We start from the raw sequence: 23,600 nt of genomic DNA on the forward strand, positions 1-23,600 counted from the left end.
CCCGCCATCCGCTATAATCATTTCCGCTGAAGTTCCATGATTACCCAACAGCCCGGCAGCGCTGGAGTAACGAACTTTATTTAACCTGCAGTCATGCAAGGCTAAAAGAAGTACATCCGCCTCAATAACACCCGATCGGCTTCTCTTTCCGCGATCAGCTTAATTTAACCCGCAGCACAAAAACCCCTTATCGGCTCTTTACCAGCCAAACAAGGGGTTCTCACTCGTCCATTTCCAGCGGTCTATTCACTTGTTCAATTCGGCATATTGCCTGTTCATCTCCTCGATGATCAGGTCGCCGCCTTCTTTGCGCCACTTCTCCAGCTCCCGGCGGAACCCGGCTTCATCCAGCCTGCCCAAAATAAAATCGTACGTCGCATTGGTGACGATGTCCGCAAGGCCGGTCCCTTTTTCCGCTTGCGTCCGGGAAACGAAGGCAGCGGTCGGGTCGCCGACGACAATGCTGTCGTTGTCCTTGATGATGCCGATTATTTTCTCCTGCAGAGCCCCGATCTGCCCCTGACGCAAATACTGAATATCGAACGTTCTAAGCGCATTGGCGTAGCTCTCCACTTCCTGCTCGCGCAGGCGTTTCGTTCCGGGCAGCACGGAAATGGTGTCCGCATCCAACTGCTTGTAGTGGCGGTCCCTAATCCCGTAGGTGATTAAATTGTTCACGTCCTTCGACAGCGTTTTTTCGAAAAAAGCGAGCACCTGCTTCAGTTCGGACTCCGTTTTAACGCTCGCTTTCGGAAAAAGAAGCAGTCCCCCGATGCCGGTGCCGCCCCATGCCCGCTCCCCCTTCGGGCCGCGAATACGGTTTTGGATTTCGACCTTCGCGTCAGGGTTCGTCTCCTGCAGGCGGCTCTGGATGGAAGCGGCGAGCACGTTGCTGATCATCATTCCGGCCTCTCCGGCAATGAAGCGGTTTTCCTGCTGCGTTTTGCTCGTGACGGTAAAATCGGGATTCATCAGCTTCTCGTCGTACAGCTTCTTCATAAATTTCATCGCATTCATATACTCTGCGCTCATAAAGTCCGGAGTCAGCTTGCCGTCTTTCATCCCCCATCCGTTAGGAGTCCCGAAGTAAGTGGCGATGTTTTTGAATGCGCCGTACACCGGATCGTTGCGGTCAATCAGTCCGTAGGTGTCCTGTTCGCCGTTGCCGTCAGGATCGTTATAAGTGAACGCTTTAAGCACGGTATATACATCTTCCAGGGTCTTCGGCTCCGGCAGACCGAGGCGGTCAAGCCAATCCTTCCGGTACTGTATGCCTTGACGGGAAAGGGGACGCTCCAGATAAAGACCGTACATTTTGCCGAAATAGGTGCTGTTCGCCGCAATCGCCTTGTTCATATACCGGTTGATGAGCGGATATTCCCCCAGCAGCGGGCCGATCTCCCAAAACAGCCCGGCCTGCACGCCGTTAACGACCGCAGGGTGCTTCAGATCGGCCGCTCTCACCTGGATGACTTTGGGGACCGCTCCCGTTGCGATGGCCGACACCATTTTATCGGTGTAAATGTTGTCCGGAACCCAGTTGAAGGCAAGCCGGGTTTGCGTCAATACCTCCAGCGGCCGGATCAGCGTATCCTTCGGCGGTTCTCTGTCCGTTAAATCGAGCATCATGCTGATCGACGGACGGGCATTCAGGTCGCCTGTATTCATGCTGCCCCCAGGGCCGCTTGCGCCGCCGGATCCGAACGTACAGCCGGTCAGCATGGCGCAGGCGATGGCTGCCGCGCAAGCTTTTTTTCCGGGTCCCGGCCATTGATGCTTGGTCATCCGGCTCCCCCTTTCGAAGCAAGTCCGTCGTCGGCACTTTGCCGTATTTCGAGTTCGCGGAATTTGCCCGGGCTTACTCCTTGCGTTTTTTTGAACGAGCGGATAAAGTTTTGCGGGTTGTTGTAACGAAGCTTTTCCGCGATCTCCTTGATCGTCATATCCGTTTCCCGGAGCCACCGGAGGGCGAGCTGATGGCGGTGCTGAGCGAGATAGGCGCTGAACGGAATACCCATGCTTTTCTTGAAAATCGAACTGAGATAGCCGGGATTGTAGTGGAGCCGGTCGGCGCACGATTCGATGGTCAAATCCGTATCGTATTCCTCGTGAACGATTTTGACGAGCTCCTTGGCAATCGCCAGATAACGCGCTTCCGACTGCTCGTCGATAAGTGCCATCAGCGGCGCGATCAGCTTGGTCCGGAACCACTCCGCGCCTTCCGAGGCAATGTCGAGTTTGAACAGTTGATCGAACAGCGATTGCTGCTCGATCGGTGTATAAAGCTGGATGGAGAAAACGCCGGCAAGCCCGAGCAGGTTCATCAAGAGCCGCAATGCGTTGAACTGCACATCGTACGGATGGGCATTGCCACGCACAATTTCCTGCACCAGCCGCTCCAAAAGCGGCTCCGCCTGCAGCTTGTCCTGCAGCTTCACTGCGTCAAACAGCTCCTCCTGCAGCGCATATGGATAACTGAAACGCAGCGCTTCAGTCCCGCCCAAATCGGAAAACCGCACGATGTCGGCTTCCCCAAGCGCAGAGCCCCGTTTCAGCGAATCAAGCGCTTCCTCATAAGCTTCCGGGAGCTCCGACCAACGGGCGCCGGTACGGCTGATGCCGATTTTAACGTCCACATCGAGCATGTCCTTGATTTGATTCCGAATGGTACGGGCAGCCGCAAGCGCATCTCCGTCCAACTGCCCGCTGCCGTTCAGCACCGTCAACTGGAACCGGCCGAGCACGATCGGCTGAAGTCTGACGTTCTCCGGCAGCAGTTCTTCGACTATGTTATTGATGGAAAATAACAGCAAATCGCAGTCTTTTTCCTGAAAACGCGTGCCGGACAAGCTGCCGATTTGCAGCGCCAGCACGCAAAACGCCGGAAAATCGCTGCGCATGCCGAAGCTCTCCAGCCGCTCCGCGATTTCCTCCTCTTTCATCCCGCCCAGAAACAGCTTGGCCATGAAGAAGGCGCGAAGCGTTTCCGTGTGGCTGCGCAGCTTGCTTTCCAGCTCCTGTTTCGTGTCAAACAGCGCATGAACCTGCTCCCCGATGAACTGAATTTCGTCCACCAGCTTCTCCGTGCCGGTCCTTTGGCGCGAGACGACACTTCTGTAAATATCGTAAATCGGGCGGTACAGCCTCCTCGACCCGTACCAGGACAAGACGATAAATACGATCAGAAGTCCCAGGCATATGTAAAATGTAAACCAGCGGATTTCGCGCACCGGCGCGGTCAAACGGTCTGCGGTGATGACGGAAAAATAACTCCATCCGTTGTAGTCCGACTTCCGGTATGTCACGACGAGCCGGCTGTCGCCGACGTTCAAGTCGAACCCCCCGGAACTTCCCGGCGAAAAAAGGGCCGACGACCGCTTCAGCGATGGTTCCAGCCCTTCGGAGATGAAGCCCGTGCGAAAAACACCCGCGCCATTCTCATCCAGAATGACCAAGGCCTCCTGATCGCTGCCGGCCGAAAATAAACGGCCGAGGCGGCACGCCGGAATTTGCACGACGGCCATGCCGCTGCTTTTATAGGCGGTTAGCGGCAGCTTTTTCACCAGATTCACAATCGTCGCGCAGTCCTCCGCACTTGGGGAAGGCAAATCGCCTCCTGTCACCCAAGCGGACGGAAGCGGGAGGTCCGGCCATTTGACCACAGGGTTGGCCGCAGACCAGGCATCGAGCCGGAATAGCCCCTCGTTGTGAATGAGCCAGTTGCCGGCCGTGCTGATCAGATACATGTCGCCAATTCCGCTGTCCAGCCGCTGAAGGCTGTTCATTTCGGTTTTCAGCTCGTTGAACATTTGATATTGATCCGGTTGCAGCGGTTCGTTCAAAGCGTCTCCTACGAGTCCCGAACCGAGAAAATGAGTTACCGCCTGGTCGACCACCTTCAGCGTATGCTCCACATTAAGCTGCGTCTGCTGAAGATTGAGCGCCTTCTCCTCGGCCACCTTCTGCAATACGATGCCCGACGATTTGGCATATGAAAAAAAACCGAGCAAAATGACGGGCAGCGAGGAAACGATAAAGCACCATACAACCAATTTGATATAATAGCGGGCCGGCCGTTTCATCAAGTGGCTTCGTTCCTTCCGTTCGAGTCGGAATGAAATCGATTTCCGTTATGTGCTCATATTGTATCACAACTGCCAACCGGCCGACAGAGGAAGAACGGGAACCGCTGCACACGGACAACACGTCTTGCTAATTAGACCCTCCGCCACCACGCCTTGCCTTATACGCCCGCAGACGCGATACGTCGGTCCAATGTGGCGAAAGGCTCCATTACTTCATCCGCTCCTCCAGCGATTGCTCCAGTGCGTGACGAATAGCCGGATACTTCCCGGTTAACTCGAGCAGCTGCTCCCGCTGCAGCGAGAGCAGCACCGTCGGCTTGATCGTGGTGATGCCCGCCGTCCGCGGGATATTGCGCAGCAGCGCAATCTCGCCGAAATGATCGCCGTCCTCCAGCACGGCCACGCGTTCCGTTCCTTTCGTTACGGCTACGCTGCCCCGGACAATGATGTAAAATTTATCCCCGGCCTCCTGCTCGCGGATGACTGTCCGTCCGGCATCGTATCTTTCGGTGACGAACAACGAGGAAACAGGCGCCAACTGCTCCGCTGGAATGCCGGCGAAAAAGGGCAGCATCGACAGCCGCCCGCTCTCCACCTTGGCCGAAAAGCCGTCGCCGGACAGCTGGAAGCCGTGCTGCTTGTCCCACATCGACCGGTACACGCCGTTCAGCCGCATAAGCTCCTCATGCGTACCGATCTCGGCCGCATGCCCATTCCGGAAAACGACAATTCGATCCGCAGTCGTTACCGATGACAGCCGGTGCGTAACCGTAACGATCGTTCTTTTGCCTCGAAAACTGTCGATAAGCGCGTTGATCTCCGCCTCCGTGGCGGGATCGAGAGCCGAAGTAACCTCGTCAAGCACGAGCAGCTGCGGGTTTTTCACCAGCGCCCTCGCTATGGCGATGCGCTGCCGTTGTCCTCCGGACAAGTTCGCCCCGAAATCTTTAATGGCCGTATCGTAGCCCTCGGGCATTCCGGCAATGAAATCGTGAATTTGCGCCGCTTTGGCCGCCTCCTCGATTTCCTCGGGCGTTGCCCCGGCGCTGGCTAACCCTATATTTTCACGAATGGACGTATTAAAAAGAAACGAATCCTGGAACACCACTCCGGTAAGCCTGCGAAAATCGTCTTCGTTAATGCTTCGAATGTCGCTGCCGTCCACCGTCACCGCGCCTCGGACCGGATCGTAAAACCGGAGCAGCAGTTGAAGCGCCGTGCTTTTTCCCGAGCCGCTCGGACCGACAAATGCCGTAAGACCGCCCGCCGGAACCTGAAGCGAAAGATTGCGAATCACCGAAGCCTGATCGTCGTAACCGAACTCCACTTCCTTAAAGGCGATCGCTTCCCGTATTGCATGAAGCCCGATCTTCCCGTCGGCAGCGATCATTTTGCTCTCGTAACGCAGAACCTCGTCGATCCGTCTGAAGCTGATCTCCGCCTGAATCAGACTGGGAACCAGCTGCGAAAAGGAAGCGACGGATTGACCGACTTGAAGAAAAATGGTATAGAACGCAATAAACGCCCCTATGGACAGCTTGTCCTGAAAAATGAGATAGCCGCCGAACGTGATGACACCTGCATTCAGCATCATAAATGCGGTCAGCGGAATCCGATGGAGCAGCGAGAATGCAAAGGTGACTCTGAAGCCTGCCGCAAGCATGGAACGCATATGCCGGTCCAATCTTGCGAGTATGTAGTCTTTCAAATGAAGCCCCTTGATGACGCGGTGGCCTTTGAGAACCTCATCAACGGCGCCGATATAAGCGTCCTGCACCGACCTGTAGGCGGCGGAGCTGTCCGAGGCCCGTTTGCGGAGCAGGTTGGGGCTTAGAAACAGCAGGATAAACCCGCTGGCCATGGCTAAAGCGAGCTGCCAATTCAGCTCCGTGAGCAAATAAAGCCCGATCGCAAGGCCGAGAAGTTCCCTCATCGTTCTCGGTGCCGTGCCCGAAACGGCGCCATCCACCGTCATCAGATCCGAGGTAACCCGGCTCATCAGCGAGCCCTGCTCGAAATTCGCATAAAAGTCGAGGGATTGCTTTGTCATATGCGTAAACAATCGGGTTCTCAGGTCGTATAAAATGTTCTCGCTCATTTTGGATAAGAGATAGTCGCTCACCACACCCGAGGCGATGAAGAGCACGCCGCCGCCCAGCAGCAATCCGAGCACGAGCAGGAACATATCGATATTTTTGGGGAGAAAAGCATCGTCAATCAAATATTTAAAGCTAAGCGGCGACAGCGCCCCGTAAGCCGTTTCCAGTCCTATGCAGATCAGCAGTATGGCAAGCACCCCGTAATACGGACGGCACAGCCGGACAATGGACTTAAGAACGAACATGAGTCTCACCTCCCGGATGCTCTCGTTCTATATTCCTATCGGTCGTCCCTTCTATCATAGTAGTTTTTGACGCTTCCGTACATATGGATTTCCTATTAATCTGCAAGGAATGGATTAAGCATGGAAACGCCAGCCAATTTATTTCTTAAATGTTAATTCTGAACAAAAATGTGTCAGTTCTTTCTATGCAAAATATAATACAGATTTAATATAATTTAGTAATCATTTACATGTTCTTTAAAATAACAGTTTGTATCGTATGGTTCACTATCGTGAAAGGGGTGAGAGCACGAAAACGTTAATTTTTCGGAAATATACATCCGAAATCTATTCGAAATGAAAAGGAGCGAATTAACGTATGAAAAATCAAACCATCATCCTTGCTTTATGTCTGTGCCTGATTTCCATTATGCTTCCGGTAACAGCGGCCGCCGCAACTGTAAACGTTTCCACAACCAGTCAGCTGATCACCGCGATTTCAAACGCGGCGCCCGGAACGACGATCGTGCTCGACGACGGCACTTACACAAACGGCAGCGCTATATCGATCAATGGCAAAAACGGAACGTCGGCAAATCTAATAACCATTAAAGCGGCAAACAGAGGCAAAGCGGTCATTTCCGGAGGAGCTTCCTTTAACATCACAAATTCCTCCTACATCACGATTGACGGACTTGCGTTTACAAATACGGGAAAATCGGCTGTCGTCATTAACAGTTCAAATAACATCCGGATTACCCGCAGCAAATTTGCGCTGAAAGAAGACGGTACGACGCTAAAATGGCTCGTGCTGACCGGAACCGCTCATCATAACCAGATCGACCGCAACGAATTCGGTCCGCGCCGCGATCTGGGGCAGATGATTTCCATGGACGGCACGAATGGCCAAGTCGTTCAGAACAATACCATTCAGCTCAACTATTTCCACGACTCCGCTCCGCAGGCAGAGAACGGCGGCGAAACGATCCGCGTCGGATTATCGGGTCTTTCCATGTCGGACGGTAACAACATCATTCAGCGCAACCTTTTCGTCAACTGCGACGCCGAGAACGAAATTATATCCGTAAAGAGCGGTCATAACACCGTACGATACAACACTTTCCGCAATAACCACGGACAGGTGACGGCGCGCCACGGCAATAATAACAGCTTTTACGGCAACTTCTTCTTTGGGGACGGATCGAAAGCGGGCGTTGGCGGCTTTCGCATTTACGGAACCGACCATAAAATTTACAACAATTACATGGAGAAACTGACTGACAATGCGATCCAACTGGACAGCGGCGATTTCGACGGCGGGCCGGACAGCACGGAATATACGAGCTCGGATCTTACGAAGCACTGGAGGGAATACCGGGTACAGGTCACCAACAATACGATTGTGAACAGCACGACCGGTGTCATCATCGGCGGCACCCATCCGTATGCGCCGGTTGACAACCGGGTAGCCAACAATATCGTTAAGAATACGACAGGTACGTTGTACAACGAGAAAATGACGACCAACACTGTTCTTGAGGGCAACATCGGTTACGGGTCCACCATTGATAACGTTTCGAGATCCTCCTCCGAAATCCGCAATATCGACCCTAAGTTTACAACTGTGAGCGGCCTGCAAAAGCTGGCCTCGTCAAGCCCGGCGATCGACGGCTCCAAAGGAAGCTACGCATTCGTCACGGATGACATGGACGGCCAAGCCCGTTCCAATAACGACGTAGGGGCAGACGAATATTCAACGGCATCGATCGTGCGGGCTCCGCTTACAACTTCGGATGTTGGTGTGAACGCGCCATAAGCAGCGGCCTGGTGTATTTTATTTGTAAATGTGAATCCAATAAATGAACCGGCGGCGGACCAAGACGTGGAATAGAAATCTTGGTCTGCCGCTGCTGTACTGCTGTAACGCTCGGATTGCGAAACGATCGCGCCATCCTCGATTTGATGCGCTTTGGCGGCTTAACTGCCGCCCTGGAAAGCAGAAGCAGATCTCCCGTCCAGGCGAAGCAGCCGCTCGATGACGGCGACCGCCTGAGCTCGGGTAACGGCCTGGCCCGGCGCCATACCTCCGTTTGCTGAGGTTTCCTCCAAAATGCCGAGCCGGACGGAGGCGCGTATCCATTCATCCGCGGCATTGTCTTCCGCCGTATCCGCGGTTTTGCTGAGGCTTAGGGGGGCTGCCGCACCATGTTCATTCAAGGCTCCCGCTGCAGTCGGCGTCTCCGCCCCTTCCGCTGCAACATATGTCTCCGCCGCCGCACCGGGGCCGTTCGCAGCCGCACCTCCGAGGCGGGCGGCTCTAACCGCAAGACGCGCCATCTCCACCCGGGACATGCTGTCCGTCCAGCTTTGTTCGTCCACTTCGCCGGGCAGGTACAAACCCAGATCGGCCAACGAACGGATGTAAGGCCGAAACCATGCGCCGTCCTCCCCGTCTTCGTCCGTCCGCACGACCGGAATATACAGCGCTTGGACGAGCATCGCCGCGAATTCGGCCTTGCTGGCGGCGCGATCGGGGGCGAAGGTGCCGTCCGGATAACCGGAGGCGTAGCCCTGCCGGACAGCCTGCATGATCAGCGGTTCGGCCCAGTGGCCGCTTATGTCGGACAGCTCCGGTTTGGCGAAAACGGTACGCGTTATAAGCAGCAAGATCGGCAAAAGAGCGAAACAGGCGGCGATCTTCAAATACCATGTGGCGATGTTCGGCTTCATGGTTATCCTCCTTTATTCCGCCGGGTACGCCTTCATCACCCGGGTACTCTCCAGGTTGTCTGCGGACTGCACCGTAATATAGACGGCCCCGCCGGACGAGTCAAGCTGGAGCGAGCCGATCGCAACGCTCGTCCGCCCGGAAGGAACGACAGCGGAAGCATCCTGATTCAGCGTTGTTTTCATGATTTGGGAGGCCGCTTCGTCCGCATATATCCGCACCGTATCGCCCGGCTGCAATCCGTACACGGTTATTTCATCCAGGGCGCCGCCGGCATTGTTGGCCACCTCGACGGCCAAAGCGGATATAGCCTGGGTGACCGGCTCAGGCGCGAATATTTTCGGGATGCGGCCGCTCTCCTTGCGACCGGGGCTCGTCACGGTGACGTAAACGGCGCCGTAACCCGTTCCGAGCTGGCCGACTGCAGCTTCGGCGGTCGTTGCGCCGGAAGGCACGGTTGCTGAGGCCAGCGCACTGACCGCGGATTCGTCGGCATAAAGCCGGATCGTATCCCCGGGAGCGAGACCGCTGACGGTGACCGTGTCGGAAATGCCTGCGGCATTGTTTTTAACGACGATGGCGCTGCGGTCCGGTGCGGTGCTGATGTCTTCGGCGGCGAACGTTTTGACGGTGCGGCGGCTCTCCGTTTTGCCGGGCGACGTGACGGTGACGTACACTTGTCCTCCGCCCGCGCCAAGCTGCGTTACCGACATCGCCGTACTGGCGCCTCCCGAAGCAACTGTGCCGCGGACCCGTTCTGCCGTCGCCACCGCCGAATCGTACACCTTGACCACATCGCCGGGCGATAGACCGTTAACGGTGACGGTATCGGGCGAACCACCCCAATGATTGACGATGCGGATTTGAAAAGGCTGCGGCGGAGCAGACTGCCGCTCATTCGCGAACGATTTGGCGGTACGGCGGCTTTCCGCTTTGGGCGAGCGTGTGACGGTGACATAAACGACTCCTTCCGTCCCGCCAAGCTGCGATAAGCTGACCGACGCCTGCGTGCTGCCGGAGCCGACCGCCGCGCTGCCGAGCGGGCCAGCCGCCGCCATGTCGGCGTACACGCGGACGATGTCTCCGGCCGTCAGCCCGTTCACCTGAACGGTATCGGCCGTGCCGGAGCCGTTGTTGACGATGCGGATATTCGCCGCATCCGGGGCCGGCGTCGCCTCTTCGGCGTCAAGCGGCTTTTTCACGCGGGCGCTCTCATGCTGCCCCGGCTTCGTAACGCTGACGTAAATATAGCCGCCGCTGCCGCTGAGCTGGGAGGTTCGAGCGACCGCTACCGTCTCGCCGGAGCCGACCGCTGCCGACGCTTGCTCGAAAGCCGTCGTTTCGTCGGCGTACACGCGGACCGTATCCCCGGGCGTCAGTCCGCTCACGGTCACCGTGTCGTCCGTACCGGCCGGATTGTTGGTGACCGCGATGAGCGGCGCCGCCGGAGGCGGACTGACCGGCTCCGTCGCGAACAGCTTGGCGACGCGGCGGCTTTCCGGCTTCGGGGCGCTCGTCACCGTGACGTAGACGCGCCCGGCGTTCGCGCCGAGCTGCGCCAGCGGCACGGAAGCGCCGGAGGCGCCGGAGCCGACCGTCGCGCTGCCAAGCGGGGTCGCCGCTGCTTCGTCGGCGTACACTTTCACCACGTCGCCCGGCGCCAGCCCGCTGACCGTCACCGCATCGGCGGTGCCGCCGATCCGGTTGACGACGTCGATCGCGGACAGCGGCGGAGGCGGCGTCTGCTCCTCGCCGTCGTAGCCCTTCTGAACCTTGGCGCTCTCACGTTTGCCCGTCTCGGTGACGGTGACAAACAGCACGCCCGCACCGCTGCCGAGCTGCGCGATGCTCACTTCCGCCGCACCCGTGCTGCCGGCGGAAGCGGCCCCAAGCGGCGCCGCCGCGAGCTTGTCGCGGTACACCCTCACGGTGTCGCCGCTGCGCAGCCGCTTCACGATCACCTTGTCCGCCGTCCCGAGCGGCGAGTTGACGACCGTGATCGCCGCTGCCGAAGGCGCAACCGACACCGGCTCGGCGTCGTACGATTTGACGGTGCGCCGGCTCTCCGAGGACGCCGGGCTCGTCACCGTCACGTAGACGTGCCCGGCGTCCGCCCCAAGCTGCGCGACGCTGACTGCGGCGCTCGCGGCTCCTCCGGGCACGGTGCTGCTGCCGAGCAGCACCGTGCCCGCTTCGTCGGCGTACACGCGGATCGTGTCGCCGGCAGACAGCCGGGTGACCGTCACCGTGTCCGAGGTGCCGGTCAGCCGGTTGTCGATCTTGATCGCGCCGGGTGGCGGCGGAGCCGTCTGCGCGGCCCGCACCGGCTGCGGCGATGCCGCCAGCCATAACGCCGCAGCGGCCAAACAGAGCGCAAAATGAGCTCCGCGGACACTCCGCGGCCGATGCCGGCTCCACATCCGCTTCAGGCGGACTATTTTCATTGGAACCTCACCTCGCATGGAGAACGTTAATAAAACGGATATTCGTATATGACGGTCTTATACACGTAGCCGTTATAGGAAAAACGGTTCGTTCCGGGCAGCATCACCCGCACCCGGTATATGACCGCCGGACCCTTGATCACCTGATAAATGTTTTGCTCCGGCCGCACATAGCTGAACGGAAATCGAACGCCGGGCGTCGCATCGTCCACGTAATCCTCGTACACGATTTCAGGCGGCTTGCCCAACATCGTCCCCGCCCGGGGGAAGAGGTTATCCTGCAGCTCCAGATTTGCGCGGAGGCCCGCTTCAAAAGCGTGCCGTGCACCCGAGCGGACGAACACGATCCGCCCCTCGGTCAGCGCCAGCTTGTCGACCTGCAGCGAGGCGTCGTGCGCCGAACGGTTCAAAGAAAATTTCAGCCGGTTGTGCACCGCCTCCGTGATATACCGGTCCGCCTCAAATCCCATCGCATATATGAAAATGCCGGCCATCAGCATAACAAGCAGTACCCTGTGCATAACGCGCTACCGAACCGGCGCTTCGCTCATCTGCTTCGCGTAGCGCACGATCGTCCCGGAATCCCGATCGGCCGCCCCGAACATGTTTCGAAACAGCCAACGCGGCGTGCTGACCACGGTCAGCTTGCCTTCAATGTATTCTCCCCGCGGCGTCAGCACGGTCGTTCCTTCAAAGGCGATGCCGGCCGGATCGATCAGAAATGTATGAGCGAGCGTTTCCTTCATGCCATCGATAATTTCCGGCGTAAACCTCCCGTTTTCCGCGTTCGCCGCTTTTTGAATGGCGCTGTCCAGCACCATTTCCACTGCGTTCGCCCGGGTGGAGTAGATGTCGTGCAGCACCGGCTGAAACAAAAACAGCAGCAGCGAATACACTGTCAGCATTTCGACCAGCGCCGCTTTCATAACCGCAGCATCCCCTCACCGGCGATCGCCGGCTCCGGGACGGCGGGACAGCCGTTATACCTCGTTTTCAAGTGCCCACCCCCGTTCTTTTAACCCGAAAGCTCCCCGCCGGACGAACGGATATGCGGCAGTCCGACAATCAGCCGGACATTCCCGCCATCCGCCCCGGGGCCGCTGCCGTAAAAGTAAGACGTGGGCACGTTGGTATTGTTGAACAAGTCGTCCATCTGCGTTTTCTTTTCCTTCATCGAGTTCCAGAGCGCGACAAAAATAAACAGCCCGATCGCTGCCAGCGTCGCCGCAATGATCAAAAATTTTTCCAATGCCGGTTTCATCGGTATCCCTCCCGAAAAATTCGTCATCCTTGCCTTATCCGAGCTGATTCGTCGTCCTCGCCAAATCGGTTACATACTGCTGTGCCATGTACAGCGCGTTCCACAAATAAATAAGCAGCGGCATAAATGCGATCGCATAAGCGATATGGCCAAAAAATTTACGGCGGCGCCGGCGGTTTTCCCGCAGCAAATTCGTGTAGCTTTCCTCGCGCGCTTCGACCAGGGCGGCCGCATCGTCCGATTCGGTCAGCTCCAGGTCGGCCAGCAGCTTGCAGAGCTCGTGCGCCTCCTTTGTACCGATCTCGTCGGCCATCGCCTGCATCGCCGGCTGCAGCCCTTCGTCAAAGCGGCGCAGCCCGCAGTTGATCGCTGGTTTGATGCGCACCGTATAGTCGCGCAGCTTCGTCAGCATCGACAGCAAATTCAGCTTGCGCTGTCTCTGCTCTTTCATCTCATCGACGATCATGTTGTACACCATGAACAGCTCGCGGTTTTTTTCGCCGTCGTAAATTTCCTTCCATTTGCCCGCAAAATAGGTGATGACCGACGATTTCGTGTTGGTCAGCAGCAGAAACAGGACGGGTCCACCCGCTTTGAGCAAAATGATCGGAATGACGGGCTCCCCCATTTGCCATAAATCAATCGCATTGTTAACGATCCATACGGCTGCGATGCCGTAACGGATGAGCTGGTAACGGTATGCGGACAGCTTGAGCGGATAGCCGGAATCTTCAAACATCGCATCCACCCTCGGCGAAACGAGCCATTTTTTCAGGCTCATGTTTTGCAATCTCGCCCATCTCGCCTTCGGCCGCGATTTTTTTCCGCTCCGGTAAACGAGCAGCGCCGCCAAAAAATAAAACAAACAAACGGTAAAACCGGTAAGCAGCTCGCCGAGCTTATACGGATCCAACCCGGAAGCCCCCCTCTGGCTTAAGTCTAGTAATCGTTCGGCGGCTTTTTAAACCAAACCGCCATGAGCAGCGAAGCGAAAATAACGAGCAGCGTGACCGCCAGCCAATATCTTCCCGATTCCGTTTCGAACTGATAATGAAGCGTGCTTTGGAGCCCCATAAACATGACCATAAATACGATCAGAAGAGGAAATAAAATCAGATGAAGCCAGCTCAGCTGCAGCACCTCGCTGCTCGAATCGCCTTCGTCCCGCAGCACGTCGATGTTTTTGTGAATGTTTTTGTCGATGTTGCTCAAGGTGCTCTCCACGAATTCGCCGCGAACGAGTCCTTTCAAAATCGTCAGCCCCAATTGTTTGGCAAACGAAGTATCGATGGCATAAACAAATTCCTCCACCGCCCGCTGCATTTCGGCCGGGCTTGTGTAGCTCATCTCCTCCCGCACCATGTGAATAAAATGGTACCGGATGAGCGGCGAGCTCACCTCTTGGCTCGCCGCCCTCAGCGCACTGCGCATGTTGCCCCGGCTTACCTTGTATTTGCTCGTAAGAATGCCGACCGCCTCGGCCAGATCGTACCCTCCCTGGATTTGAATTTTGCGCAGCTTCAGGCGGTACCCGGCCCAAAGGCAGAAGACGGAAAACACGGCCATAAACGCACTGAAACGCAAGCTTCCCGAGGCGAAAAAGGCAAGCAAAAACGCTGTCGCCACTAGCGAGAAAGCCATGAACAGGAAGCTCTGCACGGAACCTGCGGCGTACTTGTCCCCCTGCGTCGTCCTGAGCATGAGCTCGAGCTCGCGCTCCGCTTTCGCAAACCAGGCTGCGGCCGAACCGCGGGCGCCGGCATTCTGCCGTTTCCGCTCGAGCAAATGCTTCATCCGGGCCCTGTGGCGGCGGTCGGTACCAAGCCGGGTTTTCAGTCGGTGCAGCAGGGGCCGAGCCGCCAGAAACATGCCCCGGCACGTCAGCAGCGCCGCTGCAAGAAGTATCGCGTACTGCGTGATGATGAACAGCAACCGTCAGCCCTCCCTCCGATTGCCCAATGTCATGTCGTCACTTTAAACGGGACCTTAGCGGAACTATCGTTCGCTAAACCGGTCAATTTCGGGTATTTTCGAAAATTAGCGGAACTCAAGTGATCTATTTGTCTGTTCGTTCCGTACGCATGCCATTTCCAACCGGTTTAACGCATCTCAGTTCCTCTATTTTTCCGATGTGCCCATTTTTCCGAGGATAGAGAACGTGTTATCCGCTCCCCTGTTCCGCCCGTTCCGGCCGCATCAGCCGTTCGAGACGCTCCAGCGACCGGGCGATCCGGTACTGCGGATCGGCCTCCGCGGGATTGTACACGATCACGCCTTCCTCCGGCGGAATCGGCGACATCGCCTCAAGCCGCTCCAGCGTGCTGACGGCGATATCGGCCCAATAGCGGTCGATGTCGCGCATCTCCCGCAGCAAACCGCCGCTCAAATCGGCCCGGTAGCTCCATGTGTCCGTATCCGCGTTCCAGCGCATCAGCTCATGCGTGCTGATCTCCCCGGTCAGCCGGTTATACCGCATTTCCCGCACGCTCTTGAACCTTTTTTTCGTCCGCGTCGCGTCCTGGCTCTGCTCGATGACGATGTCGATATTTTCCGCGACCCGTTTCTCCTCCTCTTCGAACCGGGCACCCGGGTTTTGGCTTACGATCATCCTCGCGAACTGGGACGGAATCGTCTCCGGCTTCCACGTATGAAACGTGCTGCCGAACCCTTTCATCAGCCGCTCGCAGGCAAGCATCGCGCCCTCCGCTTCGACCCGCCGCACTTCCCCGATAATCGCATAATCGACGTCAAAGCGAAGCACCTGATCCATCGCATGGTGAAACGTGCTTTCGCGGGTCACCCGCTCGATCAGCTTTTTCTCGGGAAAATCGCGGCTTGCCGCCAGCTCGTAATGCTTTTCGACGATCGCTCCGGTGTAATGGTCCGCCCGCTCCGCCAGCAGCGCCTTCAGGCTCGTGGATTTGCCGGTTCCCGGCGGGCCGACAATGATCACATTGCAATGGGTCTTCGACAGCGCCTTGATCAGCGGCACCGCCTCCTGAGGAATCGTGCGCCGCCGCTCGTCGCCCAGATCGTCCACGGTAACGCGGCCGATCAGAAACCGCCGCAGCGTCACGACATCGTGCCTCACGTCGGGACGCACGGTCAGCGTCACCCGCTCCCCGGTGTACAAATCGATCTCGAGCACCGTGTTGTACAGGTTGACGATCGCATCCTCCTTCTGCCGCGTGAGGGAGCGAATCATTTTTTCCACCTCCTGCACGGAGGAAAAAGCGAACGGCATCCGTACATGGCGCCCGCCGGTATGAATCCAGATCGCCGTGCCGATGATTTGCGCGGCGTAGCTGTCAGGGTATTTTTGCCAGCAGGCCAGCGCCTTGAAGCCGTATATTTCATGAAAAATCGCATGCGTGATATTGAGATACGACCGCTGCTCCTCCCGCGCGAACAGATGCAAATCCCGGTAATGCTCGGGAAAATCGGCGTCCTGGTATCCGTGGTTATCGACGAATGTTTGGATCTGCTCCATGATCGTCGTCACCGTCTCCGGCACGCCGATGATCGCGCGGTTTTCCAACTCCACGAACGCGTCCGCCTCGTCGACGGCGGGTTTGCCCGCATCTCCTCCCGCCATGCGCTTCTGTGCCTGAGCGCGCCGGGCAAATTCGCGGTCGCTGTTTTCTTTGAATATGCGGCAAATGTCCGCAAAGGACGGCTTCCCCGCCTCAGCGGAGACGTACCTTGCAGGAACGGCGGCAGTAGACCTTACCGCAGACGAGGCGTTTCCGGCTGCGGTAAGGTCCGCAGCGCCGGATTCGGCCATGACTTCGGCTGCCGCCCTTTCCTGCCTCATCTCCTCCTTTGTCCCATGAAACTGGGCGATATGAAATTTGCCGCTCATTTGAACGCTGTTCCTCCTTCCGCACGAAGCCACCGGGGCAGACGAAGCCACGCCGCCTCCTTCCTCCTCTCCATGCTCTTGGACGAAGGCTCGCGGCGGGGCAAGCCGTAAAACTGCATGAGCGCCCGGCACGCTTTGCCGATCTCGGCTGTGTAGCCTTCATCCGCCAGCTCCAGCAGCTTTTGTTCAGCTTCGCTTCGGTAAAAATCCGGGACGTACGGCAGGCTTGCCATATACGGCAGCCCCCATTGCTTCGCAAGCTGACGCGCGTTTTCCAGCTCCGGACCGGCGAGCATTTTGTTAAAAACCAGCATGCTTTTATCCTCCGCATAATGGAATACGGGCCGCAAAATTTGCTCCCTGACCCGGCTCCACTGCTCCCCGGCCTGCCTGCTCTGGTTCAGCTGCACGAGCAGCAGATCGCTTTCATATATGCTCTGAGCGGCTAGCGCGTGGTCGAGGTATGCGCCCGCATCGATCAGCACCATATCGAACTGCTGCTTCGCTGCGGATATGAGCCAGGACACGCCTTCCGTTTGGTAGTAATACAGCTTTTTCAAATCGCGGTTTCCGGCCAAATAATGCACCTCGGGCGAAATACGCTGCATATGCCGCAGCAAATCGTCGGGGCGCAGCTGCTTTCCCTGAAGGGAACCCCAAATTTCGTCGAAGTATTTGCCGTTATAGGGAATCCCGCTGTCGCCCGGATTCCAGCCGTTCAGACCGAGAATGCCGACGCGGATGCCCGTCAGCGCGCCGAGCCGGACTCCCAGGAGCAGCAGGCTCGAAGTCAGCCCGGTTTGCGGCAGCGCGGCAACGCCGGCAATGACGCGGGAGGTGTCCGCTGTCCTGCCCAAGCAGGCGGCGGACACCTCCCGGGCCACCTGCTCCGCTGCCAGCAGCGGCGGAACAAAATCGATCCGGTGCGCCGCGCACAGGCTTTGCACCCGCATCAGCTCACGACTGTCGCTGCGATTGCTCAGCAAGTAGACGAGCTTCGCCCGCTCGTGCCGGCTTCGCAGCTCCATCATCGCCTGAATGTCCATTATCGCATCGCTGACGACCATCGCGTCGCCGTCCTCATAACCGGCGGTCTGCGCGGTTACCGCCAGCACGGCGGCGAAATCGCCGCTTTTTTCCAGCATCTCCGCCAAACGCGGATCGTTCGCAAGCAGCCACAGCTTCATCCCATCCAACCTCTTTTTCCGTTATCGGTATACTATAAGAAAACGGTATCCCTTCATGCCGTACCGGCGAATGATCTCCTTCTGCTCGTCGGTGGCGATGACCTCGATCGAGCTGACGGCGCCGGACGGCTTTTTCCGATCCTCCGAAGGGGCGATCTCCTGATTGTTCGTTCCTTTCGCATAACTGACCGTCATGTTTTGCAGCTTGGCCTCCGCCTCCAGCGGAATGTTCGTCCGCTCCAGCTTGTCCGGAGAAACGTCGGCTCTTCCTTCCGCTTTCCCGGCATCCTCCTTGTCGATCAGCAGCAGCGAAATCCGGTCCCCGCGCAGCAGGCTGCCCGGCGGCTTGCCAAATATCCAGTCCGCCGGCAGCGGCATATTCCATTCGTCTTTGCCCGGCACCAGATGCTTCGTATTGATCATCTCGGGAGTTAACTGCTCGCCGGCGCGAATCGATCTTGTCGTCTCTTTCCCAAGCGCCTCGGACAACCTTGTCACCGCTCCGTCCACGCGTGTTTCCTTGCGGATTTTCATCAGCTTGACATCCGTTTCCGCCAGCCTGGCGCCGCGTTCCACCGCCTTCAGCGCAACAACCGCATCCGCCGTCCCCCAATTGGGCTCGACAAACCATTTCCAGGCGGCCAACACCGCCGGACCGGACAAGCAGAGGAGCAAAATAAGCATGTAATAGGCGGCTTGTCTCAACCGGTAAACCATCTGCCTCCTCCCTCCCAAGTTCCTATTCGCTTTTTACGTTCGGCTTCGCACCATTTTCCCGTACAGCCGGGGAATGCCCGCCCAGCGCGGCCAGATCGGCTTTCCTCCCGAATTGGGCGTCAGCCAGAGCGCCGTCAAGGGCCGCAGGGCTGCAGCCAGCCGGCGGCTTATTTCCGGCTTGTCGTGAACAAGCTCACCCTGCCAGCAAGCCTCGACGACCGCGGCAAAATCGATCGCCGGCAGCACGCACGAAGCAGGCTCCGGCATGAGCGAAAGCCATTCGCTTCGCCCGCCGGTGCGAACCGCTTTGTTGGCGATGTAATGCACCGGCTTCCCCGCCTCGCGCAGGCTGCGGATTTCGCTCAGCCGCAATGCGGCTTCGGGCGACTCGAGCTTGTACACAAGCGGGTCGAACACCGCCAGCGCCGCATCCGCCTCTTCGATCAGCTCTTTGGCTTCCGGAGACAGCCAGTCCGTGCCGATGTCGGCCACGATGAACGGCTTCTTCATCCGGTAAAACAGCCGCAAACGCCGCTCCGCGCCCCACTCCGGTCGCTCTCCCGCATCAGGACGAGCCGGATACCAGGCGATGCCGTCCTCCTCCCACACCGGCCCCGCGCCTCCGTCTTCGTCGGTATAAAAGCTGTAGCCGCCAGGGGCGCGTTTCTCCCCGAACAGCTGCGCAAACAGCTCGGGCTCGCCGGCGCTCCGCTCGATTACCGCGCAGCCGCCGGTCCCCGCCGCCAGCGCCTTGGACAGCGCGACGGCGGTGAACGTCGCCCCCGCGCCTGCGTACAATGCGCCGACGACGATCAGCTTCGGCGCCGCCGCAGCCTCCGCGGGTGCGGCGCGGCTCGCCGGATCGCTTCCGCCAGGTCCCGGCCGCCAACGCTCCAGCGCCCGCTTCGCTTCGCGCGCGCTCTGAAACCGCTCGGCCGGATCCTCGCGCAGCAGCTTGTCCACGGCGGCGCACAGCGCTTCCGGCAGCGAAGGCTTCAGATGCCTCAAGCTCTTGCGCGCCGTGTAATAGTGCTGTCCGCCGCTGAGCAGGAAGTACATCATCGCCCCAAGCGAATACAGATCCGATCGCGCATCCGTCTGCGCGCCCTTGAACTGCTCGGGAGCGGCGAAGCCGATCGTCCCGATCTGCATCGTGTCGGCGGCGGAGTCCGCCTTGTAGCTGCGGGCAATGCCGAAATCGACCAGCTTGACGTGGCCGCTGCCGTCAATCATGACGTTGGACGGCTTCAAATCGCGATATACGATCGCTTCGCGCCGCCCTTCATGCAAGTAATGCAGCAGCTCACACAGCTGCAAAGCATAAGCGGCGACCTGCTCCGCCGGCGCTTGCCTCCCGCAGCGCTCAAACCATTCCAGCAGCGTCATGCCCTCGATATAGTCCATCACCAGGTAGCTGCATCCGTCCGCATCCGGCGGAAAAAAGTCGACAATATGCGGCAGATGAACATGATCGAGGCGGACCAGCATCTCCGCTTCGGCCTTGATGCGGCCGAGATCCCTCGCGTCATGCCGCTGCTCCTTCACGGCCCAGCGCTTGCCCTTCAGTTTCAGGTCGTCCGCCAAATATACCGTGCTCATGCCGCCGACGCCGAGCACGCGAACCATTCGATACCGCCCGGCCAGCACGGCACCCGGCTGCAATCGCGGCATAGTCTCCTCCCCCCAATCATCGGCATCGATACAATTTCCCGAGCAAAAAACAAAAAACCGCCCAAACACGTTTATCACGTGAATGGGCGGTTCTTCCGCTCCTGGATGTATTTGTAATATTACGCTACCATATTTTTCAGACCGTTTCAACAAAAATCGTTCGACAAAACCAAACTTTGTTTCTGCAAATACGAAACCAACGTCTCAAACGATTCCCTGAGACCGAGCAGCTCCTCCCGGGATAACCGCTGCAAGCCGTAAACAAGCTCGCTGGCGACTTCCTCGCCCAGACACTCCTGAAGCTCCTGCTGCAGCTGCGCTGTGTCGTGATTCATCCTTAAACGCCTCCATGATTCGAATAAATGTTTTTCCCCGGCAAAAACCAAAAGAGAGGCGTATCCTCATCTTTCGGCAGCTGGCTGACATAGTTTTCACCGTAGTCCCTGTAGCTTTGCGCCCCAAACTTTCGTCCGGTTTGCCATTATCGAGATAGGCCTGTTGCACTATTTTATTATACCATAAGGCTTAACTGAAATCGAGCGGCCTATTTCGCAGCGGCTTCGCCACAAATCAATTATTTATTTTTTTTTGGAACAATCTGGCGGATTTATTGTTTTTTTATTAAACTAAGTTTAAATGATCTGTTGTTATTTTTGTAAAAGGAGCCTTCGCTCATGAGATCGTTTTGGAAGCGGGTGCCAGTTTTGCCGGCTGCCTTTTGCGGCATCGGCATCGTTTTGGCCGTAACGGACCTCTTCGTATTGCTCCTGAAGCGTAGTTCCACTGCCGTACATCCTCTCGAACCGGCCATCGCACTTTTGCTGATCGCCATATTCGGCGCGCTGCCGTATGTTTGTTTTCGGCTTAACGAGCGGAGCGATCGCACGGTCTGCCGGCTGCGCACGGAAAATTTAATGCTGCTTCATTCCATCGCCGACGGAGCATGCGGAATCGATGCGAAGCGGAATGCGATTTTTTGGAATGAAGCTGCCGAAAACATGACCGGCTACAGCACGGAAGATGTGCTCGGCAGGCCGATTCACGAATTGCTCCAGCCTACGAAAGCGGACAATCCCCCCCGTCCCGCAGAGGAAAATGGGCTGTACCGCGCTATTTGCAGCGAGGACTACCGCGTTTTGCCAAAAGAGCTGTTTTTGCGTAAGGACGGCACTCTGGTTCCCGTCGAATGCAGGGTCATTCCCGTGACAGAGCCGCACACCCGCCAAATTCTCGGCACCGTCGTTACGTTCCGGGATATTACCGACAAAAAGAAAACCGAAGAGCTGCTCGCCAAGGCGGAACGACTCTCCGTCGTCGGTCAGCTCGCCGCTGGCGTCGCCCACGAAATCCGCAACCCGCTCACGGCGTTAAAAGGATTTTCCCAGCTGCTGCGCACCAAAAAAGAAACACCCCCGGATTACGTCGATATTATGCTGGGGGAGCTGGAAAGAATCGAGTTTATCGTGAACGAATTTTTATTCGTGGCCAACCCGCGAATCGTCGATTTTCGCCCGAAAAGATTGGCCGCCGTTCTGGAGAGCACACTTGTGCTGATGGAGCCGGAAGCGCTGCTTTATAACGTGGAGTTTCGTTTTTTTCCGGCCGCGGAACTGCCTGACATTTGGATGGATGAAGGACGTTTGAAGCAGGTGTTCGTTCATGTTTTGAAAAATGCGATCGAGGCGATGCCTTCCGGCGGGGTCGTTACGGTTGCGCTGCAGAAGGATGCCAAGGAGGAGGCGATTAAAATCCGTTTTCAGGACGAGGGCGTCGGGATGGACAAGAGCAGAATCGAGAAGCTGGGAGAGCCTGTCTATACGACCAAGGAGAAAGGAACGGGCCTCGGCTTGATGGTCAGCATCAAAATCATCGAAGCCCACCGCGGCCATCTCTTGATCCACAGCAAACCCGGCATCGGGACGACGGTAGAGATCACGCTGCCGGCGGAGGCTCCGCCGGAGCTTACGCAGCGATTTAATCGAGCCTGAATCCCATCTCTTCGATAAACGAGCGCATATGGGCCCGTACCGCCTTTTCGTATTTGGCGGCCATCTCCTGAGTCCAGGTCGTACTCTTTTTACCTCCCGTTCGCTCCAAGTAATACTGCTTCATCGTTTCGTCGTAGACGTCCAGCGCTTCACCGTACCGCTCATCGTTATACGTATTTTCGTGATATACCGCAGCCATCGGCAGACGGGGCCTCACGGACGGCTCCTGATCCGGGTAACCGACGCACATGCCGAACACCGGGTACACCAGCTCGGGCAGCTTCAGCAGACGGCTAACCTCAAGGGGCTTGTTGCGAAGGCTGCCGATGTACACGATGCCGAGGCCCATCGATTCCGCGGCAATTGCAGCGTTTTGCGAAGCCAGCGCCGCATCGACCGTGGCGACGATAAAGTTTTCCAGCAGCCCGTGCACCATCTCCGTTTGCTGCTTTTCGCAGGCGAGCCGCAGCCGGTGCAGATCCGCGCACCATACCAAAAACAGCGGACAACTTGCAACATACGCCATTCCGCTGAGCGCGGCCAGCTCGTCTTTCATCGCCTGATCCGTCACGCCGATGATGCTGTAGGCCTGGACGTTGCTCGAGGTGGAAGCCATCTGCGCCGAACGGACGATAGCCTCAATCTGCTCTCGATCTATGTTTTGCTGCGTAAACTTGCGAATGGAACGGTGGCCCTGCAGCAGCTGAACGACCGGATTCATGATTGTTCCTCCTCGGTAGGTATTTGTAATGCCTTGGAAATGACCTGCCAAATCAGATCGGGATATTGCTCGATCAGCTTGTCCCGATCCTGCAGCAACGAAGCGATGCCATTTATTTTTTTGTGTGACAATGCCACGCCCATCATGATCACAAGCGCTCCGTCAAGCGACTCGAACCGAAACAAGCCTTGCTCCCTTCCCTTCTCCAAAAGATCCCTCACCTTTTTCCACAGCGGCAGCGTGTAGATCTTCATATACTCCGCCCGGGAGGAATTCGACAGATGGGCCCGCTCTATAATTGTGCTGATTTCGGGATCCTTGAGGCTAAATAAAACCACCTCGCCCAGCAGCAGCTTAAGTCCGGCCACCGGTTCGTCCGGCACCTCGCTGAGCCGGTCGATCGTGTTCTCCTTGAAAAATCGCTCCAGTACTGCTTGATACACCTTTTCCTTACCGCCGAAATGATAGGAAACCAGAGCGACATTCGCTCCGGCTTCCTCGCAAATTTGCCTGACGCTCGTTCCGTCAAAGCCATGCTCCGCAAACAGCTTCTTCGCGGCCAGCAAAATCCGTTGTTTGATGTCTGACTCGTTCAGTGCCATAACAATCCCCT

Annotated in this window: 19 protein-coding genes and 1 riboswitch; of the genes, 2 read left to right on the top strand and 17 right to left on the bottom strand. The window is 57.5% G+C overall.

The window, feature by feature from the left end; translation table 11 throughout:
• Positions 1 to 246 precede the first annotated feature (246 nt).
• The 3 genes from MYS68_RS24280 to MYS68_RS24290 all read right to left on the bottom strand — a co-directional run bounded on the left by MYS68_RS24280 (position 247) and on the right by MYS68_RS24290 (position 6,429).
• Positions 247 to 1,785: an extracellular solute-binding protein gene (locus MYS68_RS24280; protein WP_248928310.1), complete on the bottom strand. Its 1,539-nt coding sequence runs from the start codon at positions 1,783 to 1,785 to the stop codon at positions 247 to 249.
• Positions 1,782 to 4,082, bottom strand: a complete 2,301-nt coding sequence (locus tag MYS68_RS24285) for a helix-turn-helix domain-containing protein (protein WP_248931001.1) — start codon at positions 4,080 to 4,082, stop codon at positions 1,782 to 1,784. Before MYS68_RS24285 ends, MYS68_RS24280 begins: the two co-directional genes overlap by 4 nt.
• Positions 4,083 to 4,293: 211 nt before the next feature.
• Positions 4,294 to 6,429, bottom strand: a complete 2,136-nt coding sequence (locus MYS68_RS24290) for an ABC transporter transmembrane domain-containing protein (RefSeq protein ID WP_248928311.1) — start codon at positions 6,427 to 6,429, stop codon at positions 4,294 to 4,296.
• A 358-nt stretch (positions 6,430 to 6,787) separates the two neighbouring features.
• Between MYS68_RS24290 and MYS68_RS24295 the strand changes: the two genes are divergently transcribed.
• Positions 6,788 to 8,224 carry a polysaccharide lyase 6 family protein gene (locus tag MYS68_RS24295; protein ID WP_248928312.1) on the top strand — a complete coding sequence of 479 codons (1,437 nt, stop codon included), beginning with the start codon at positions 6,788 to 6,790 and terminating at the stop codon, positions 8,222 to 8,224.
• Positions 8,225 to 8,385: 161 nt separating this feature from the next.
• On the opposite strand, the gene MYS68_RS24300 is transcribed toward MYS68_RS24295, so the two are convergent.
• From MYS68_RS24300 to MYS68_RS24355, 12 genes are all read right to left on the bottom strand, one after another.
• Entirely contained in the window at positions 8,386 to 9,138 is a 753-nt protein-coding gene (locus MYS68_RS24300; protein ID WP_248928313.1) for an S-layer homology domain-containing protein, read from the bottom strand.
• 12 nt (positions 9,139 to 9,150) lie between these two features.
• Positions 9,151 to 11,580 (bottom strand): hypothetical protein, encoded by a 2,430-nt coding sequence (locus tag MYS68_RS24305; protein ID WP_248928314.1) that lies wholly within the window; start codon positions 11,578 to 11,580, stop codon positions 9,151 to 9,153.
• Between the two features lie 26 nt (positions 11,581 to 11,606).
• On the bottom strand, positions 11,607 to 12,101 hold the full coding sequence (locus tag MYS68_RS24310) for a hypothetical protein (RefSeq protein WP_248928315.1): 495 nt from the start codon (positions 12,099 to 12,101) through the stop codon (positions 11,607 to 11,609).
• 6 nt (positions 12,102 to 12,107) lie between these two features.
• Positions 12,108 to 12,506: a hypothetical protein gene (locus tag MYS68_RS24315; RefSeq protein ID WP_248928316.1), complete on the bottom strand. Its 399-nt coding sequence runs from the start codon at positions 12,504 to 12,506 to the stop codon at positions 12,108 to 12,110.
• Positions 12,507 to 12,595: 89 nt separating this feature from the next.
• On the bottom strand, positions 12,596 to 12,841 hold the full coding sequence (locus tag MYS68_RS24320) for a hypothetical protein (protein ID WP_248928317.1): 246 nt from the start codon (positions 12,839 to 12,841) through the stop codon (positions 12,596 to 12,598).
• Positions 12,842 to 12,875: 34 nt separating this feature from the next.
• Positions 12,876 to 13,754, bottom strand: a complete 879-nt coding sequence (locus MYS68_RS24325) for a hypothetical protein (protein ID WP_248928318.1) — start codon at positions 13,752 to 13,754, stop codon at positions 12,876 to 12,878.
• 26 nt (positions 13,755 to 13,780) lie between these two features.
• Entirely contained in the window at positions 13,781 to 14,773 is a 993-nt protein-coding gene (locus MYS68_RS24330; protein ID WP_248928319.1) for a hypothetical protein, read from the bottom strand.
• 229 nt (positions 14,774 to 15,002) lie between these two features.
• Positions 15,003 to 16,703 carry an ATPase, T2SS/T4P/T4SS family gene (locus tag MYS68_RS24335; protein ID WP_248928320.1) on the bottom strand — a complete coding sequence of 567 codons (1,701 nt, stop codon included), beginning with the start codon at positions 16,701 to 16,703 and terminating at the stop codon, positions 15,003 to 15,005.
• Positions 16,700 to 17,890 (bottom strand): P-loop NTPase family protein, encoded by a 1,191-nt coding sequence (locus MYS68_RS24340; RefSeq protein WP_248928321.1) that lies wholly within the window; start codon positions 17,888 to 17,890, stop codon positions 16,700 to 16,702. The genes MYS68_RS24335 and MYS68_RS24340 overlap by 4 nt, the downstream gene beginning before the upstream one ends.
• A gap of 21 nt (positions 17,891 to 17,911) precedes the next feature.
• Positions 17,912 to 18,607 (bottom strand): SAF domain-containing protein, encoded by a 696-nt coding sequence (locus MYS68_RS24345; protein ID WP_248928322.1) that lies wholly within the window; start codon positions 18,605 to 18,607, stop codon positions 17,912 to 17,914.
• Between the two features lie 33 nt (positions 18,608 to 18,640).
• Positions 18,641 to 20,278 carry a serine/threonine protein kinase gene (locus MYS68_RS24350; RefSeq protein ID WP_248928323.1) on the bottom strand — a complete coding sequence of 546 codons (1,638 nt, stop codon included), beginning with the start codon at positions 20,276 to 20,278 and terminating at the stop codon, positions 18,641 to 18,643.
• A 146-nt stretch (positions 20,279 to 20,424) separates the two neighbouring features.
• The gene (locus MYS68_RS24355) at positions 20,425 to 20,613 is read right to left on the bottom strand and encodes a hypothetical protein (protein ID WP_248928324.1); all 189 of its coding nucleotides are present in this window, start codon (positions 20,611 to 20,613) and stop codon (positions 20,425 to 20,427) included.
• 72 nt (positions 20,614 to 20,685) lie between these two features.
• Positions 20,686 to 20,768: riboswitch (cyclic di-GMP riboswitch) on the bottom strand.
• A 184-nt stretch (positions 20,769 to 20,952) separates the two neighbouring features.
• On the opposite strand from MYS68_RS24355, the gene MYS68_RS24360 reads away from it, so the two are divergent.
• Positions 20,953 to 22,266: an ATP-binding protein gene (locus tag MYS68_RS24360; protein WP_248928325.1), complete on the top strand. Its 1,314-nt coding sequence runs from the start codon at positions 20,953 to 20,955 to the stop codon at positions 22,264 to 22,266.
• Here the strand turns inward: MYS68_RS24360 and nfsA are convergent.
• Together nfsA and MYS68_RS24370 are read right to left on the bottom strand one after the other, a co-directional pair.
• The gene (gene nfsA / locus MYS68_RS24365; RefSeq protein WP_248928326.1) at positions 22,253 to 22,987 is read right to left on the bottom strand and encodes an oxygen-insensitive NADPH nitroreductase; all 735 of its coding nucleotides are present in this window, start codon (positions 22,985 to 22,987) and stop codon (positions 22,253 to 22,255) included. The two genes, MYS68_RS24360 and nfsA, sit on opposite strands and share 14 nt — an antisense overlap.
• Positions 22,984 to 23,589, bottom strand: coding sequence for a TetR/AcrR family transcriptional regulator (locus MYS68_RS24370; protein ID WP_248928327.1), 606 nt, complete (start codon positions 23,587 to 23,589; stop codon positions 22,984 to 22,986). The genes nfsA and MYS68_RS24370 overlap by 4 nt, the downstream gene beginning before the upstream one ends.
• Positions 23,590 to 23,600: the final 11 nt, after the last annotated feature.

This window comes from Paenibacillus hamazuiensis, from assembly GCF_023276405.1.
Taxonomy (GTDB): Bacteria; Bacillota; Bacilli; order Paenibacillales; family NBRC-103111; genus Paenibacillus_AF; species Paenibacillus_AF hamazuiensis.

Bases quoted from the DNA above. Each gene is read 5' to 3' on its own strand.
- MYS68_RS24280 (WP_248928310.1), bottom strand. From the start codon at position 1,785: ATGACCAAGCATCAATGGCCGGGACCCGGAAAAAAAGCTTGCGCGGCA.
- MYS68_RS24285 (WP_248931001.1), bottom strand. From the start codon at position 4,082: ATGAAACGGCCGGCCCGCTATTATATCAAATTGGTTGTATGGTGCTTT.
- MYS68_RS24290 (WP_248928311.1), bottom strand. From the start codon at position 6,429: ATGTTCGTTCTTAAGTCCATTGTCCGGCTGTGCCGTCCGTATTACGGG.
- MYS68_RS24295 (WP_248928312.1), top strand. From the start codon at position 6,788: ATGAAAAATCAAACCATCATCCTTGCTTTATGTCTGTGCCTGATTTCC.
- MYS68_RS24300 (WP_248928313.1), bottom strand. From the start codon at position 9,138: ATGAAGCCGAACATCGCCACATGGTATTTGAAGATCGCCGCCTGTTTC.
- MYS68_RS24305 (WP_248928314.1), bottom strand. From the start codon at position 11,580: ATGAAAATAGTCCGCCTGAAGCGGATGTGGAGCCGGCATCGGCCGCGG.
- MYS68_RS24310 (WP_248928315.1), bottom strand. From the start codon at position 12,101: ATGCACAGGGTACTGCTTGTTATGCTGATGGCCGGCATTTTCATATAT.
- MYS68_RS24315 (WP_248928316.1), bottom strand. From the start codon at position 12,506: ATGAAAGCGGCGCTGGTCGAAATGCTGACAGTGTATTCGCTGCTGCTG.
- MYS68_RS24320 (WP_248928317.1), bottom strand. From the start codon at position 12,841: ATGAAACCGGCATTGGAAAAATTTTTGATCATTGCGGCGACGCTGGCA.
- MYS68_RS24335 (WP_248928320.1), bottom strand. From the start codon at position 16,703: ATGAGCGGCAAATTTCATATCGCCCAGTTTCATGGGACAAAGGAGGAG.
- MYS68_RS24340 (WP_248928321.1), bottom strand. From the start codon at position 17,890: ATGAAGCTGTGGCTGCTTGCGAACGATCCGCGTTTGGCGGAGATGCTG.
- MYS68_RS24345 (WP_248928322.1), bottom strand. From the start codon at position 18,607: ATGGTTTACCGGTTGAGACAAGCCGCCTATTACATGCTTATTTTGCTC.
- MYS68_RS24350 (WP_248928323.1), bottom strand. From the start codon at position 20,278: ATGCCGCGATTGCAGCCGGGTGCCGTGCTGGCCGGGCGGTATCGAATG.
- MYS68_RS24355 (WP_248928324.1), bottom strand. From the start codon at position 20,613: ATGAATCACGACACAGCGCAGCTGCAGCAGGAGCTTCAGGAGTGTCTG.
- MYS68_RS24360 (WP_248928325.1), top strand. From the start codon at position 20,953: ATGAGATCGTTTTGGAAGCGGGTGCCAGTTTTGCCGGCTGCCTTTTGC.
- nfsA (WP_248928326.1), bottom strand. From the start codon at position 22,987: ATGAATCCGGTCGTTCAGCTGCTGCAGGGCCACCGTTCCATTCGCAAG.
- MYS68_RS24370 (WP_248928327.1), bottom strand. From the start codon at position 23,589: ATGGCACTGAACGAGTCAGACATCAAACAACGGATTTTGCTGGCCGCG.